This window comes from Bradyrhizobium sp. SZCCT0153 (assembly GCF_018129995.1).
Taxonomy (GTDB): Bacteria; Pseudomonadota; Alphaproteobacteria; order Rhizobiales; family Xanthobacteraceae; genus Bradyrhizobium; species Bradyrhizobium japonicum_G.
Map to the genome: position 1 here is coordinate 245,777 of NZ_JAFCKS010000006.1, position 15,061 is coordinate 260,837.

The window sequence follows — 15,061 nt, forward strand, 5'->3', positions numbered from 1 at the left end:
CCGCTTGAGCCGAAAGGGAGCAGCGCGAGTCTGGTCTAGCCCGCGCTCAGGCGCACACCGGCGCGCAGGAATTTCTGCGGATCGACAGCTTCGCCGTCGATGCGGGTTTCATAATGCAGATGCGGACCGGTCGAACGTCCCGTCGAGCCGACGAGTCCAATCACCTGGCCGATCTTCACGACCTCGCCGACCCTGACGTTGATCTCGGAGAGGTGGCCGTAGCGAGTCGAAAGTCCATTGCCGTGATCGACCTCGATCATGCGGCCGTAGCCGCCGGACCAGCCGGCGGAGACCACCTTGCCATAGGCGGTGACGCGGACGGGATCGCCGCTCGCGGCGCGGAAGTCGAGCCCGGTATGCATCGCGGGCCGGCCCAGGAACGGATCGCTGCGTATGCCGAAACCGGAGGTGAATTCGACCTCGCCGATCACAGGCTTGCGGTAGGGCACCAGCGCCAGCGTGCGGTTGAGACGGTCCATCTCGGCGCGGGTGGTGTTGATGCGATAGAGCTGCTTCTCGAAGGCCCCGGCATTGGCCGTCAGCTTGACGGGGACGAAAGGCCCGCCCATCGCGGCGCGCGGCACGGCGGCCTCGAGATTGGCGAGGTTCAGGCCGAGATCGCTGACCACGCCGCGCATCCGGCGCATGCGCGAATCCATGCCTTCCTCGACGGCGCTGAGCGCCGCCATCTGGCGCCGCTCGACCTGGTCGAGCGAGGTCGAAAGACGGACCAGGACGTTGTCGAAACCCTGGTTTCTGGCGAATTGATTGGTCGGCGGGGCGATGACGGTCGGGGCGCGCGATTCGAGCCGGGCTTCACGATCCGGCGGCGCCACGAAGATCACGGTATCGCTGATCGGCGAGGGCTTTGGAGTACCCTGCGTCGCGCCCTGGTTCGCATCGCCGCGTTGTGGAGCCGAACGGGGGATCGATCCGGTCACATCGGGCATGGCCCCGAGCGCCGTGGCCCGGGACTCCAGCGCCGTCTGGCGCTTCATGATCTGGTCGAGCTTCTGGTCGAACTGCTCCTGGTCGAGCAGCTGCCGGCTGGTGGTGCGGTCGACCTTGGCGCGCAGCTCGGCGATGCGGTCCTCATAGGCGTATTGCATCTCGGCCTGGCGGGCGATCAGCCGCGTGAGGACGTCGTCGCGGAAGGCAAAATAGGTCGCGGTGGCGGCCGACCACAGCCCGAGCAACACGACGGTGCCGACCACGATCCAGAACACCACCGGCCCCAGGCGAACCTGCTTGCCGTGATGCACGATAGTGTAGGCGTCGTCGGTGTCGGGAAGGGGAAGCGCTGTTGCCACCGCGGCGGCAGGGCGCCGATGGAAAGCCCGTCCGTGGTCGTGGGGGTGATGTTGGGGGTACTGCGAGAATTGGGCAGAACTTTTCGACATCGGCACTCCCGCGCCGGTCGGATGAGTCCGTACGGCCTAAATTGCCGCAGCAATCTGGGCCGGTCATGGTTAATTTTCCGGAAACGGAACCGCTCGAATTTAAAGAATTGGTTAAAGGCGTCTTGCCGCTTCCAGCACCTCGTCGGCGTGGCCGTCGACCCGGACATTGCGCCAGACCTTGGCGACCCTGCCGTCGGCGCCAAGCAGTATCGTGGTGCGAAGAATTCCGAGGAAGCGCTTGCCGTACATGGATTTTTCGCCCCAGGCCCCGTAGGCCTCCAGCATCTCGTGTGTCTCATCCGAGATCAGGGGGACGCCGAGGCTGTGCTTGTCGCGGAACTTCTCCTGGGCCTTCAACGGATCGGCGGAGATGCCGAGCACGGCCGTACCGGCAGCAGTGAATGCGTCGGCCAGCCGGGTGAAGTCGATGGCCTCCCTGGTGCAGCCGGGCGTGTCGGCGCGGGGATAGAAGAACAGGACGAGCTTCTGGCCGGCATAGTCCGACAGCGCAACGACACGGCCGCCGTCGCGGGGCAGGCGGAAGGCGGGCGCCTTCTGACCCTCGGCCAGACCAGCCTTCGCCGCCGGTCCGGGCGCGGCGGCCGATTTGGAAGAAATTAACTGTTTCGATGCGGCCCCATGCGATGCTGTCTTTGCTATGGTCCCGGTTGATTTGCTCACCGGTGTCCGCTGTGTTTTGGCGGACTTTGTTTGAGTCGCTGCCCGCGTTTTCAGGGGCTTCTTTTTAGCCGTCGGACTGCCGGAGGGCGTTTTGGACGATTTCTTTCGGGATTTCTTGGACATACGCCTTCCTTTCGTCGCTTTCGACGGGTCAATCGAAGCGGTATTGCAGCCCTCGTCCGGTGTGCCGGAATCGTGCCCTTGGCTGGGCGAGTCTGACGACGCCGGAGTATGGTTACAAGGAATTCCACGCACCACCCCACTGCTCGTTGAACGCGCTCCCGGGGCGAAATGACGAACAGCAGGAACAGTCGAGGTATGGCGGCAATGCCGGCGCGGGGTGCTTCGCTTCCCGCGGACGGCTGCGGTCCCGGCGGCGCTCAATCCTACGACGGGCGCCTGTATCGAGAGGCAATGGCAAGGAATACGTCGCCCCAGGATTACAATCGGGATTTGAATCGGCGCGCCGGCCAACCAGAGCCGCAGGATTGGGACGACGCCGATTGGGACCCGGATCAGGAAGCGGCGGCGGGCCATCGGGCGCGCCGGCTGTTGGCGCGTTCCAGTTCGGGCTTCCATCGCATCGGTGACGGGTTTGGGACGTTGCGCCGCTGGCTGGGCGGCGGCCGCTGGCTGAAGCGCCTCGCCGTGGTCGTCGGGGCTCTGATCGTCATCTTCGTCGGCTGTTTCGGTGCGCTGTGGTGGCGGCTCGGCGCCGGCCCAATCAATCTCGACATCGCGACCCCTTGGCTGGCCGCGGCGATCGAGGACAATATCGGCCACGGCAACACGGTCGAGGTCGGCGGCACCCAGATCGAGCGGGCCGGGCGAATCCGCATCGCCGTACGCATCCGCGACATCGTCGTGCGCGACCACGATCGTGCCATCGTCGCCAGCGCGCCGAAGGCTGAAGTGAAATTGTCCGGCGCGGGCCTGCTGATGGGGCATCTGCGCGCGGAAAGCCTCAACCTCGTCGATGCCGAGCTCGCGATCCGCATCGCGCCCGACGGCACCGTCACGGTGTCGGCCGGCGACACCGCAAAACCGCTCGCAACCGGCGTCGCCTCCAAGAAGGATGCGGGCCTGCCGCCGACATTCCCCCGCAACGGCGTCTCGCCGCCGCCATCCGCCACCGCGCCCGCGGGCCAAGACCCATCGCAAGCCGCATCTCAAGCCGCATCGCAGGCCGCGCCGCAAGCGACCCCCCAGAGCGGAATCCTTCAGGGCCTCGACTGGCTCGACAGCTTGAGCATGACCGGACTCGACGGCCAGAACCTCAACGAGATCGGTCTGAAGAACGGTAACCTGATCGTCGACGATCAGCAGCGCGGCAGCAAATGGACGTTTGAGAACATCACGCTCAGCCTGCGCCGGCCGAGTCGCGGCGGCGTCGCTCTGAGCCTCGGTGAGGAGGGCGCGCATCCGTGGTCGCTGCGTGCCACGATCGGCCCCGCCGAGAATGGCGTGCGTTCGGTCGACATCCGCGCCGACAAGGTCTCGACCGCCAACATCCTGCTGGCGCTGCGGGTGAAGGATCTCACCTACACCGCCGACCTGCCGCTGACCGGCGAGCTCAAGGGCGAACTCGGCCGCGACGGCGTGCCGACCTTCTTCCGCGGCAAGATCGCGATCGGTGCCGGCAACATCATCGACACAGATACGCCGGACTATCCGATGGCGATCGACTCGGCCGAGATCAACATCGAGTGGGATTCGAACCGGCGGGTGCTGGTCGCACCGTTCAAGATCCTGTCGGGTGCGAACCGCCTGACGCTGCTGGCCCATCTCGAGCCTCCCAACGGCACCACCAACGACTGGCAGCTCGGATTCAGCGGCGGCTCGATCCTGCTCGGCGGCATCGACAACGAGCCGCCGCTGGTCTTCAACCGCATCGCGATCGGCTTCCGCTTCGACACCGACCACAAGCGGCTGTTGTTGACGCAGGCCGATATCTCCAACGGGGAGATAGGCGTCGCCGGCACCGGCGCCATCGACTATTCGGGCGAGCCGCGGTTGACGCTGGGTTTTGCGGGAACGCCAATGTCGGCCTCCGCACTCAAGCGGATGTGGCCGACGCTCGTCGTTCCCGAGTTGCGGGAATGGGTGATCGAGCGGATCGAGCGCGGGACACTCCAGCGCATCGAGATCGGCGTCAATTCGCCGACGAGGAATCTTCCGCGCAAGGGCCCGCCCATTCCAGACGACGGCCTGTCGGTCAACATCGTGGCGAGCGGCGTCGCGGTTCGCCCCGTGGATGGCATGCCTGTCGTGCACGACGCCGATTTGAAGGCGCACGTGACCGGACGCACGGCGACCGTGAATATCGGGCAGGGCATCGCCGATACGCCTGCCGGCCGCAAGGTCACGATCTCCGACTTCGTCTTCGAGGTGCCTGACATGGCGCCCAAGCCGTCGCCGTCGCGGACCAGATTCCGTGTCGATGGCCCGGTGCCGGCTGCGGCCGAAATGCTTTCCAATGATCGGTTGAGCGATTTGTCGTCGACCGTCGTCGATCCCAACACCAGCAAGGGGACGTTCACGGCGAACATCCAGCTCGGCCTCCCGGTCAAGGGCGAACTGACCAAGGCCGACACGACCTATGCCGTCACCGCCGATCTCAACGGCTTTGCCGCCGACAAGCTGGTGATGAACCAGAAGCTGGAGGCCAACAACCTCAAGATCGTCGCGAGCAACCAGGGCTATCAGGTCAAGGGCGACGTCAAGATCAACGGGCAGGCGGCCTCGCTCGACTACCGCAAGCCGGCCGAGGGCGATGCGGACGTCAAATTGACGACCACGCTGGACGATGCCAGCCGCGCGCGCCTGGGATTCGATCTCAGCCCCGCCGTCAGCGGATCGCTGCCGATCAAGCTGTCGGGCAAGATCGCCGGCGGGCCCGAGCAGACGACGAAGCTTGGCGTCGAAGCCGACCTGACCTCGGTCAAGCTCGACAACATCCTGCCCGGCTGGGTCAAGCTGCCGGGCAAGTCGGCCAAGGCCAGCTTCAAGGTGGTGCCGACGGCGCAATCGACGCGTCTGGAGGACATCGTCATCGAAGGCGGCGGTGCCTCGATCAAGGGCTCGCTGGAGGTCGATCCGAACGGCGACCTCATGAACGCGAATTTCCCGACCTATGCGCCGTCCGACGGCGACAAGGCGTCGCTGAGGGTGGAGCGCGGCCAGGACGGCGTGGTCAAGGGCACGATGCGTGGCGACGTGTTCGACGGCCGCGGCTTCCTGAAGTCGGCGATCTCGGGCAATGCCAAGGACGATGCCAAGAACAAGATGAAGAACGTCGATTTCGACATCGACCTGAAGCTCGGCGCCGTCATGGGCTTCAACGGCGAGGCGATGCGCAGCGTCGATGCCAAGATGTCGAAGCGGAACGGCGCCATCAAGGCCTTCACCCTCAGCGGCAAGATCGGCAACGATACGCCGGTTGCGGCTGACTTGCGCGGAGGTCGCGCGCAGGGCAGCCGCGAGGTGATCTATCTCCAGACCAACAACGCCGGTGCGCTGCTGCGCTTCACCGACACCTACACCAAGGCCTCCGGTGGCCAGCTGGTGGTGGCGATGGAGCCGCCGTCGTCCGAGCCCAACGCCTCGCGCGAGGGTCTCATCAACGTGCGCGACTTCACGGTCAAGGGCGAGGCGCAGCTCGAACGCGTTGCCGCCGGCGCGCCGAACGGCACCGGCAACGGCGTCTCCTTCAGCGCGCTGCGCGCCGAGTTCACCCGGCAGAACGGCTCGCTGACGATCCGCGATGGCGTCGTCAAGGGCCCGATGATCGGCGCCACCATCGAGGGCTCGATCGACTATCCCGGCAACCAGGTGTGCATGAGCGGCACCTTCGTGCCGATGTATGGCGTCAACAACATCTTCGGCCAGATCCCGCTGTTCGGCATCTTCCTCGGCGGTGGCAACAATGAAGGCTTGATCGGCGTGACCTATGAGGTCGTCGGCACGCCGGCCGCGCCCGTGATGCGCGTCAATCCGATCTCGGCGATGGCGCCCGGCCTGTTCCGCAAGATCTTCGAATTCAACACCGGCAAGCAAAATTCGCCGTTCGAGGAATTCCCGTCGCAGTCGAGCGATGGCTCGACCGGCTCGACACGCCAGCTATCGAGCGGCTGCAGTCTCACGCGGCGATAGCGGCAAACCGGCTTTCATTTGCGTCCGCCGTAGCGGAATCGAGCGTAACCTCCGAGACGCGAATGCCCGGGGCGAGCCCCGGGCATGACGACGATAATTCAGGAGAGTTTTGTGCGGCCTACGCCGCGCGCACGCCGGCGAGGAACGTGCCGACTTCACCCGAGAGCTGCTCGGCTTGCTTGGAGAGGTTCGAGGCTGCGGCGAGCACCATGCCCGCGGCATTGCCGGTCTCGTTCGCCGCGGTGCTGACGCCGCCGATATTGGTCGTGACTTCCCTGGTCGCTTCCGCGGTCTGCGAGACGCTGCGGGCAATCTCTGCGGTGGCGGCGCCTTGCTCCTCGATGGCCGCGCCGATCGAGGTCGCGATCCGGCTGACTTCCTCGATGGTGGCGGTGATGCCGCCGATGGCGTCCACGGCCTCCTTGGTCGCGCCCTGGATCTGGGCGATCTTGTCGCCGATCTCGCGGGTCGCTTCGGCGGTCTGGCTCGCGAGCGACTTCACCTCGGAGGCGACGACGGCGAAGCCGCGGCCGGCCTCACCGGCACGCGCGGCCTCGATGGTGGCGTTGAGTGCGAGCAGATTGGTCTGCGCCGCGATGCTGGAGATCAGTTCGGCGACGTGCTCGATCTGCTGGGCGCCGTCGGAGAGCGCGCGCACGATGCTGTCGGTGCGCCGTGCACTGTCCACCGCGCGCCCCGTGACTTCCGCGGATTGGGCGACCTGGCGGCTGATTTCGGTGATGGAGGAGGAGAGCTCTTCGGCGGCGGCCGCGACCGTCTGGACGCGCTGGCTGGCTTCGGTGGCGGCGGAGCCGACCACGGCGGCGCGGCGGTTGGTGCCCTCGGCGGTCGACGACATCGACTTGGCGGTGGTCTCGAGCTCGCCGGAGCCGGAGGCCATCAGGCCGACGAGCTGGCCGACGGAAGCATCAAAGCGGTCGGCGAGCGAGATCAGCGCGTCACGCTTCTCCTGCTCGTTGCGTGTCTTGGTCGCGACCTGCTCGGCCTCCAGGTTACGCGCCGTCAAAGCGGTCTGCCTGAGCACTTCCAGCGTCTCGGCCATGCGGCCGATCTCGTCGCCGCGGCCGGTCTCCTCGACCGGCTTGTCGATGGCACCGTCGGCGATCTCCTGCATGCGGGTCTTCTGGCGGTCGAGCGCGCCGAGCACGTCGCGGGCGATCAGCCAGGACAGCGTCGCCATCAGCAGCACCAGCCCGAGACCGACCGCGGCGAGCTCCAGCGTCAAGGCGCGCACGTCGGCATCGATGTCGTCGACATAGAGGCCGTAGCTGATCGTCGCGTTCCAGGGCGCGAATTGGCGGGCGAACACGGTTTTGCGTACGGGCTCGGTCTGGCCCGGGCGGGGATAGAGGTACGAGGCCACGCCGCCGCCATTTTGGCTGCCGGCCTTGATGATCGCGTCGGCGATCAGGACGCCATTGGAATCGGTCGCGCCGGTGATCCTGCCTTCGAGCTGCTGGTTGGCGCCGTTGATGAGGATCGAAGTGTCGGCGTTGTAGACGACGGGATAGCCCTGGCCGCCGTTGAAGCTCATGCGCCGTCCGCGGATGTGGAACTGGGCCTTGGCATCGGCCTGCGTCAGCTTGCCGGCGGTAACGTCGTCCTGGACCGATTGGGCGAGGGTGTAGAGCAGATCGACCGCGGTCTTCATCTGCTGGACCCGGTCCTCCATCATGCGGCTCTTGCTGAGGAAGGCCGATACCGCGATGATGGCCGTGACTGTGAGAGCCGCAAGACAGACCATGCTGGCAAGCTTGGTGCGGATCTTCAGATGGCTCAGCAGCTTCATCACAGCCCCTACGGAATGGTTGTTATTGTCAACATCACTAGCATGAAGTTCTTACCAATCATGAACCCTAGCCATGCGCCGGCCGGCCGCGCGCATGACCGTTCGCAGCCTTATGCGCAAGCGTGCAGGCAAACGGACATGTGCGGGCGCATCTTTGCGCGCATGCTGGAGAAGATCGATCTCAGGCTTTGGTGGTCGTCGAGCCCTGCCGGAGCGGCCATGAACCGATTCGTTCACCGCCTCATCATGTCCGTGCTGCTCGCAGCGGCCCTGGTTCTCATCTGGAACGTGCTGGGCTCGCGGTAGATGACACCGGCAAGTTGGCCGATGCCATCTGCTACTCGTGCGTCAATTGCGCGCGCGTCAGCGCCGCGCGAATGCGCCGCTAGTCCTTGCCCATCGCCGCATCGGCGCTGACCGAGCCGCCACCGGCAGCCGAGAGGTAGAGGCAGGCGAAGCAGAACAGGATCGGCGCGGTGCCGCCATTGAGCAGCGGCAGGAACACCGGCGTCTCGCCCTTCAACATGTGGCCCATGAAATAGGCGAAGGCCATCTCACCCGAGAGGATGAACGCCGCGAGGCGGGTGAACAGGCCGAGCATCAGGAGCGCGCCGAGCACCAGCTCGAGCGCACCGGCCGCATAGATGATCGGCGGAATGTTCGCGAAGTACGGCAGCACCGGAAACTTGAACAGTTTCGCGACGCCGTACTGGAACAGCAGCAGCCCGGTCATGAAGCGAAACAGGCTCAAGAGAACCGGTTGAAAGCGAGTGAGATAGGGAAAGTTCATTGGTTCGTGCTCTCCATCCAATGCCGCGACTTGGACCGCATTCAGTTTCACCCTGCAAGCCGCCCAAGCTCAATTCGCGCTGACATTTTTGTCATGTCGGACAAAACACCGCAGACAGGACTTTCAGCCGCGCGCGATCCGCATTTTTTGCGGCTGTTCGCGTCACGCCCCTCCGTAATTTCCCGGTGACACGCATGCGCTCAGGTTACCTGCGGGAGACCTAGCGTCGCAAAGCGGGCACGATCAGGAACGGGATCATTCCGAGGATCACGCTCACCAATGCGAAGATGAGCAGCGCATTGTAGCCGTGAGTCGCGTCGTGGATCAGACCGCCGCTCCATGAGCCGAACGCCGAGCCGAGACCGCTGCCGATCGAGATGGTGCCGTAGATGGTGCCGACGCGCTTGCCCCGAAAAATCTTCATCGCGGTTGCCGTGATCAGCGGGCCGCGCGAGCCCATCATGCTGCCGAAGCAGACCACGAAGCCGGTCAGCAGGATGATGTTCGCGGAGTATTGCAGCAGCCACAGCAGGAAGATCCCGATGATCGAGATCGCGTAGCTCAGCAGCACCGAGGGCCTGCGCCCGATCAGCCCGTCGAGCGCGGAGACGCCCAACATGCCGAACACCAGCACCACCCCGGAAAAGCCCCAGGCGGTCGCGGCCTGGAGCGGCGGAAAGCCCGCATCGATCAGATAGGCCACGATCTGCGCGGCGATCGCATACATGCCGACCGCCGTAAAAAAGAACGTCGAGAACAACGCCCAGAAGGCGTGATGGCGCATCGCGCTCGGAAGCGTCCAGCCATCGTCGACGAAATCGGGATCGGTCCTCTTGGCGATATGCGGCGAGCCGGAGGCGAACAATCGCCATGGCAGCAGCATGAGCGGCACCAGCAGGCCCAATGCGGCGAAGCCGAACAGCTGGTAGGTTTCACGCCAGCCGAGATGGTCGATCAGGAGCTGCGAGGCCGGCAGCAGCGCCAGCACGCCGCCGCCCATCGCCGAATAGACCACCGCCATCGCAGTCGGCAGCCGCGGCCCGAACCAGCGACCGAGCAGGATCGAGTTCGGCACGTTGCCGATGAAGGCGACACCGATGCCGACGCAGAATCCGATTGAGAGCTGGAATTGCCAGAGCGACTGTGCGTGCGCCGCAATGAGGAAGGCCGAGCCGAGCAGGAACAGTCCGGTTGCGTAGACGATGCGCGGTCCGGAATGGTCGAACAGGCGCCCGACCAGCGGTGCGGTCAGTCCGCTGACGAGCCAGGTCAGCGAATAGATCGAGACGACCTGCGCACGGTCCCAGCCAAAATTTTCGGAGATCGGCTTGAGGAAAACCGTGAAGCTTTCGCTGAGGCCTCGGCCGAGCACGGCGAGCGTGAAGCACAACGCGAGCACCACGAGCGCGGTGCGCACGACGCCCTGCGATGTCGCCGTTGCGCGATCCTTGGTCGCTTGCTTGGACTGTTCCCTGGGCGTGTTCTGGTCCATTGCCGATCAGGGAGCGCGCTTCGGCGCACCCTGACAAGCAGCGAAAAGCTCATACGCCTATGCAGGCCTGATGAGGATGTGCTTCTTCTTGCCGAACGACAGCTTGATGACACCCTCTGGCGTCAGATTGGTGCCGGACAGCGCCATCTTCTCGTCGGTGACCGGCTCGTCGTTGACGCGCAGGCCGCCGCCCTTGATCTGGCGCCGTGCCTCTCCATTGGAGGCGACGAGGCCCGCCTTGACGAAGGCGTTGAGCACGCCGAGGCCGGCGTCGAGTTCGCCGCGCGGAATTTCCACCGTCGGCAGGCTTTCAGCCAGGGCGCCTTCCTCGAAGGTGCGGCGCGCGGTCTCGGCAGCCTCATTGGCGGCATCGCGGCCGTGCAGAAGCGCGGTCGCCTCGGTCGCGAGCACCTTCTTGGCTTCGTTGATCTCGGAGCCGCCGAGCGCCTCAAGCTTCCTGATCTCGCTCATCGGCAGCGTCGTGAACAGTTTCAGGAACTTGCCGACGTCGGCATCCTCGGTGTTGCGCCAATACTGCCAGAAATCGTACGGCGAGAACTGGTCGGCATTGAGCCAGACGGCGCCCTGCGCGGTCTTGCCCATCTTGGCGCCCGACGCCGTCGTCAGCAGCGGCGTCGTCAGCGCGAACAGCTGATGGGTGCCCATGCGGCGGCCGAGATCGACGCCCATGATGATGTTGCCCCACTGGTCCGAGCCGCCCATCTGCAAGCTGCAGCCGGTGCGCCTGGCGAGCTCGACGAAGTCGTAGGCCTGGCAGACCATGTAGTTGAACTCGATGAAGCTCATCTCGTGCTCGCGCTCGAGGCGCAGCCGCACGGAATCCATGGTCAGCATGCGGTTGACCGAGAAGTGCCGGCCGACGTCGCGCAGCATCTCGATCCAGTTGAGCTTGGTCAGCCACTCCGCGTTGTCGAGCATGATGGCGTCGCTCTTGGCCTCGCCATAGCGCAGCACTTTTGCGAACACGCCGCGGATCGAGGCCTTGTTCGCCTCGATCTCGGCGACGGTGCGGATCGCACGCGTCTCGTCCTTGCCGGAGGGATCGCCGACCATGGTGGTGCCGCCGCCCATCAGCGTGATCGGCTTGTTGCCGGACTCCTGGAGCCAGTGCAGCATCATCATGGTAAGGTAGTTGCCGATGTGCAGCGAGCGGGCGGTGCAATCGTAGCCGACATAGGCGGTCGCATCGCCCTTGGCGGCGAGCGCGTCCAGCCCCTCGAAATCGGAGCACTGGTGGATGAATCCACGTTCCTGCAGGGTATTGAGGAAATCCGATTTAAATGCAGTCATCTGTCGGCGTGCCTGACAATTCTTGGTTTACTGTTTTGGGAGCAATTTAAGGGTCTTGCTCGGGAACTCGATTGCTTCCCGCCATTTGGCGCTGTGGGATTATAAGATGTGCCCCTCTGGCACAAGATCGGCATGCCGGAGTGGGGTCTTGAGGACGCTGGTCCATGATGTTGACGGCACTCGGTTTGATGAGCGGCACCTCGCTGGACGGGGTGGACGTTGCGCTGATCGAAACCGATGGAAAGCAGGTGAAAGCCTTCGGACCATCCGGGTACCGGGCCTACAGCCCGGCCGAGCGCAACCTGCTGCGCCAGGCCCTGACCGAAGCCGTGCATCTGCTGCAACGTGACGCCCGGCCGGGGATTCTGGCCGAGGCCGAGCGTGCGGTGACGCTGGCGCACGCCGAGGCGGTGGCCGCCTTCGTCGCCCATCACCGCATGAGGCCTGAGGACATCGACATCGTCGGTTTCCACGGCCAGACCGTGCTGCACCGCCCCGAGAAGCGGCTGACGGTGCAGATCGGTGATGCGCCGGCGCTCGCCAGGGCGATCCATATCCCCGTGATGCATGATTTCCGCGCCGCCGATGTCGAGGCCGGCGGGCAGGGCGCGCCCCTCGTGCCGGTCTACCACCGGGCGCTCGTCCAGTCGCTGGAGCGCGAGGGGCCGATCGTCGTGGTCAATATCGGTGGCGTCTCCAACATCACCTATATCGACGGCAACGACACGTTGATCGCCTGCGACACCGGGCCCGGCAACGCGCTGCTCGACGATTTCATGTACCGCACCATGAACCAGGCGTTCGACACGGAGGGAAAATTCGCAGCCCTCGGCAAGGTCGACGAGGCCTGGATCGCGCGGGCGCTGGAACTGCCGTTCTTCGCAAGCCCACCGCCGAAATCGCTCGACCGCAACGATTTTGCCGCGCTGAAGCTCGGCGATGTCCAGCCGGCCGACGGCGCCGCGACGCTGACCGCCTTTACCGCGGCGGCCATCGCCCGCATCATCCCCCTATTGCCGCGGCGGCCACGGAGCTGGATCGTCTGTGGCGGCGGGGCGCGCAACCTCACCATGCTGCGCATGCTGCGCGAGCGGGTGGGATCGGCCACCGTCGAGGCCGCCGAGGCGCTCGGCTGGGCCTCCGACGCCATCGAGGCGCAGGCCTTCGGCTTCCTCGCCGCGCGCGGCCTGAAGGGCCTGCCGCTCTCCTATCCGGCTACCACGGGCGTGCCGATGCCGATGACGGGCGGGGTGATCGTGCGGCCCTGACCTCACTGTCAGTTGATGCAGGTGCATGGATCTTGACGGTGCATGCAAGTGCATCTATAGTGCATGCAGTTGCATTAAAGCGCCGGGATTGGCCATGACCACTTCGCTCAAACTGATCAGCCACAAGCTTTGCCCTTACGTGCAACGCGCGGTCATCGCGCTCGAGGAGAAGGGCGTGCCGTTCGAGCGGGTCGACATCGATCTCGCCAACAAGCCCGACTGGTTCCTGAAACTCTCGCCGCTCGGCAAGGTGCCGGTGCTGGTGGTGACGACCGACAAGGGTGAGGTCGCTCTGTTCGAAAGCAACGTGATCTGCGAGTACATCGAGGAGACGCAAGGCGGCACAAGACTGCATCCGCTGGATGCGCTGAAGCGGGCCGAGCATCGTGCCTGGATGGAATTCGGCTCGGCGATCCTGGGCGATCTCTGGGGCCTGGAGACGACGACGGATCCGGCGACGTTCGAGAGCAAGCGTCAGGCGCTTGTCGCGAAATTCGCGCGTGTGGAAGCCGCGCTCGGCGCAGGGCCCTATTTCGCAGGCGAGGCGTTCAGCCTGGTCGACGCGGTGTTCGCGCCGATCTTTCGTTATTTCGATCTGTTCGACAAACTGACCGAGCACGGCATCTTCAGGGATCTGCCGAAGGTCCGCGCATGGCGCGTCGAGCTGGCGAAGCGTCCGAGCGTGCGCGCTGCGGCCGGCGCGGACTATCCACAATTGCTGCGCGCCTTCCTCGTGCGGCACGACGCGCATCTCCTCAAGCTTGCGGCTTGAGCGCAGGCGCGCCGTCATGGACCTAGCGGCGCTCAGGTGCAGCCGTCGGCAAGCAGCAGCTTACTCGTCGTCGTGGCGTGGCGCAGCTTGAACAGATCTTGAGCGTCGGGATCGTTCAGGAAAGCTTGCGCCTTCTCGCGTCCCGGGAATTCGATGATGACGAGGCGCTCGGGCGCCCAATCGCCTTCGATCGTGGTCGGCTGCACGCCGCTAACGATGTACCGCCCGGAATGCCTGGCGATGAAGGCGGGAATTTCAGCGATGTATGGCTTGAAGCCGGCGAAATCGTTCACCGACAGGTCGAGCACCAGATAGGCCTTCATGGCTTGATCCCCGTCATTGACGGTTCGCAGCCATGCCACGAACCCGTCAACGCGGGAAGGTCTCAGCGCACGTTGGCGAGGCGCATGTCGAGATAGGCGGTGATGGTTTCCATCAGCGGCTCGAGCTTGGCGTCGAAGAAATGGTTGGCGCCGGGGATGACCTGCTGGTCGATCACGATGCCCTTCTGCGTCTTCAGCTTCTCGACCAGCGTGTTGACGTCCTTGGGTGGCACCACCGCGTCCTTCTCGCCATGCACGATCAGGCCCGAGGAGGGGCAGGGCGCGAGGAACGAGAAGTCGTAGAGGTTGGCCGGCGGCGCGATCGAGATGAAGCCTTCGACCTCGGGACGGCGCATCAGCAGCTGCATTCCGATCCATGCGCCGAAGGAGAAGCCGGCGACCCAGCAGGCGCGCGCTTCGGGATTGATGGTCTGCGCCCAGTCGAGCGCGGCGGCCGCGTCCGACAGCTCGCCGGTGCCGTGGTCGAACGAGCCCTGGCTGCGGCCGACGCCGCGGAAATTGAAACGCAGCACCGAGAAGCCGCGATGCGCAAAGGCGTAGTAGCACTGGTAGATGATCTGATGATTCATCGTGCCGTGGAACTGCGGATGCGGATGCAGGACCATCGCGATCGGCGCGTTCTTCTGCTTGGCCGGGTGATAGCGGCCTTCGAGACGGCCGGCGGGGCCAGTGAAAATAACTTCAGGCATGATGATCTCTTGATTGATCCCTTGAAGACGCTCTTCAACAATCAACCGATTGTGCGGACTTCACCGGCTGCTGCGCCGATCAAGCCGCGAATGGAAGGGTGGGCCGGCGCCCTCGGATGATGCGCGAGCGGCGCGCGGTGAACTGACGCGGGCGTTCTAACATGAGGCGAGGGTCAAAAAGCAAGCATCTTGAACATACGGCAATGACCTCAAGAGGTTAGGTGGTCATCGCGGCATCATGGTCGCGGCCTGCTGCGGTTTTTCCGTCGCAGTCGGCCGCTGACGTGGGGGCGACCGGGCTTGCAAAATCCAAATGTGGCTCGCCAACTTATTGAAAACACGCCGATTTATC

The 15,061-nt window shown here is 64.9% G+C and carries 12 protein-coding genes; 4 read left to right on the top strand and 8 right to left on the bottom strand.

The window, feature by feature from the left end; genetic code table 11:
• Window positions 1-35: 35 nt before the first annotated feature.
• Together JQ572_RS25670 and JQ572_RS25675 are read right to left on the bottom strand one after the other, a co-directional pair.
• Complete coding sequence (locus tag JQ572_RS25670) at window positions 36-1,400, bottom strand: M23 family metallopeptidase (RefSeq protein WP_211385608.1); 1,365 nt, start codon at window positions 1,398-1,400, stop codon at window positions 36-38.
• Between the two features lie 111 nt (window positions 1,401-1,511).
• A complete protein-coding gene (locus tag JQ572_RS25675; RefSeq protein WP_211385609.1) occupies window positions 1,512-2,204 on the bottom strand; it encodes a peroxiredoxin in 693 nt (230 codons plus the stop codon).
• A gap of 204 nt (window positions 2,205-2,408) precedes the next feature.
• Here JQ572_RS25675 and JQ572_RS25680 point away from each other — a divergent pair, with 204 nt between their 5' ends.
• On the top strand, window positions 2,409-6,233 hold the full coding sequence (locus tag JQ572_RS25680) for a YhdP family protein (RefSeq protein WP_211385815.1): 3,825 nt from the start codon (window positions 2,409-2,411) through the stop codon (window positions 6,231-6,233).
• Between the two features lie 118 nt (window positions 6,234-6,351).
• On the opposite strand, the gene JQ572_RS25685 is transcribed toward JQ572_RS25680, so the two are convergent.
• On the bottom strand, window positions 6,352-8,043 hold the full coding sequence (locus tag JQ572_RS25685; RefSeq protein ID WP_211385610.1) for a methyl-accepting chemotaxis protein: 1,692 nt from the start codon (window positions 8,041-8,043) through the stop codon (window positions 6,352-6,354).
• Between JQ572_RS25685 and JQ572_RS25690 the strand changes: the two genes are divergently transcribed.
• On the top strand, window positions 8,026-8,349 hold the full coding sequence (locus JQ572_RS25690; RefSeq protein ID WP_211385611.1) for a hypothetical protein: 324 nt from the start codon (window positions 8,026-8,028) through the stop codon (window positions 8,347-8,349). The two genes, JQ572_RS25685 and JQ572_RS25690, sit on opposite strands and share 18 nt — an antisense overlap.
• Window positions 8,350-8,428: 79 nt before the next feature.
• Here JQ572_RS25690 and JQ572_RS25695 read toward each other — a convergent pair whose 3' ends face one another.
• The 3 genes from JQ572_RS25695 to tyrS all read right to left on the bottom strand — a co-directional run bounded on the left by JQ572_RS25695 (window position 8,429) and on the right by tyrS (window position 11,636).
• Window positions 8,429-8,833, bottom strand: coding sequence for a DoxX family protein (locus tag JQ572_RS25695; protein WP_211385612.1), 405 nt, complete (start codon window positions 8,831-8,833; stop codon window positions 8,429-8,431).
• Between the two features lie 220 nt (window positions 8,834-9,053).
• Window positions 9,054-10,325, bottom strand: a complete 1,272-nt coding sequence (locus JQ572_RS25700; protein ID WP_211385613.1) for an MFS transporter — start codon at window positions 10,323-10,325, stop codon at window positions 9,054-9,056.
• Between the two features lie 57 nt (window positions 10,326-10,382).
• A complete protein-coding gene (gene tyrS, locus JQ572_RS25705) occupies window positions 10,383-11,636 on the bottom strand; it encodes a tyrosine--tRNA ligase (protein WP_211385614.1) in 1,254 nt (417 codons plus the stop codon).
• Between the two features lie 164 nt (window positions 11,637-11,800).
• Here tyrS and JQ572_RS25710 point away from each other — a divergent pair, with 164 nt between their 5' ends.
• Window positions 11,801-12,904, top strand: coding sequence for an anhydro-N-acetylmuramic acid kinase (locus JQ572_RS25710; protein ID WP_211385615.1), 1,104 nt, complete (start codon window positions 11,801-11,803; stop codon window positions 12,902-12,904).
• A 94-nt stretch (window positions 12,905-12,998) separates the two neighbouring features.
• The gene (locus JQ572_RS25715; protein WP_211385616.1) at window positions 12,999-13,676 is read left to right on the top strand and encodes a glutathione S-transferase family protein; all 678 of its coding nucleotides are present in this window, start codon (window positions 12,999-13,001) and stop codon (window positions 13,674-13,676) included.
• A 32-nt stretch (window positions 13,677-13,708) separates the two neighbouring features.
• Here the strand turns inward: JQ572_RS25715 and JQ572_RS25720 are convergent, their stop codons facing one another.
• Both JQ572_RS25720 and JQ572_RS25725 read right to left on the bottom strand, forming a co-directional pair.
• On the bottom strand, window positions 13,709-13,999 hold the full coding sequence (locus JQ572_RS25720) for a DUF1330 domain-containing protein (RefSeq protein WP_211385617.1): 291 nt from the start codon (window positions 13,997-13,999) through the stop codon (window positions 13,709-13,711).
• Between the two features lie 62 nt (window positions 14,000-14,061).
• Window positions 14,062-14,709: an alpha/beta hydrolase gene (locus tag JQ572_RS25725; RefSeq protein ID WP_007591562.1), complete on the bottom strand. Its 648-nt coding sequence runs from the start codon at window positions 14,707-14,709 to the stop codon at window positions 14,062-14,064.
• Window positions 14,710-15,061: the final 352 nt, after the last annotated feature.

Coding starts and splice junctions, on each gene's coding strand:
- JQ572_RS25695 (WP_211385612.1), bottom strand. CDS start 8,833: ATGAACTTTCCCTATCTCACTCGCTTTCAACCGGTTCTCTTGAGCCTG.
- JQ572_RS25720 (WP_211385617.1), bottom strand. CDS start 13,999: ATGAAGGCCTATCTGGTGCTCGACCTGTCGGTGAACGATTTCGCCGGC.
- tyrS (WP_211385614.1), bottom strand. CDS start 11,636: ATGACTGCATTTAAATCGGATTTCCTCAATACCCTGCAGGAACGTGGA.
- JQ572_RS25685 (WP_211385610.1), bottom strand. CDS start 8,043: ATGAAGCTGCTGAGCCATCTGAAGATCCGCACCAAGCTTGCCAGCATG.
- JQ572_RS25690 (WP_211385611.1), top strand. CDS start 8,026: ATGGCTCAGCAGCTTCATCACAGCCCCTACGGAATGGTTGTTATTGTC.
- JQ572_RS25710 (WP_211385615.1), top strand. CDS start 11,801: ATGATGTTGACGGCACTCGGTTTGATGAGCGGCACCTCGCTGGACGGG.
- JQ572_RS25675 (WP_211385609.1), bottom strand. CDS start 2,204: ATGTCCAAGAAATCCCGAAAGAAATCGTCCAAAACGCCCTCCGGCAGT.
- JQ572_RS25700 (WP_211385613.1), bottom strand. CDS start 10,325: ATGGACCAGAACACGCCCAGGGAACAGTCCAAGCAAGCGACCAAGGAT.
- JQ572_RS25670 (WP_211385608.1), bottom strand. CDS start 1,400: ATGTCGAAAAGTTCTGCCCAATTCTCGCAGTACCCCCAACATCACCCC.
- JQ572_RS25725 (WP_007591562.1), bottom strand. CDS start 14,709: ATGCCTGAAGTTATTTTCACTGGCCCCGCCGGCCGTCTCGAAGGCCGC.
- JQ572_RS25715 (WP_211385616.1), top strand. CDS start 12,999: ATGACCACTTCGCTCAAACTGATCAGCCACAAGCTTTGCCCTTACGTG.
- JQ572_RS25680 (WP_211385815.1), top strand. CDS start 2,409: ATGCCGGCGCGGGGTGCTTCGCTTCCCGCGGACGGCTGCGGTCCCGGC.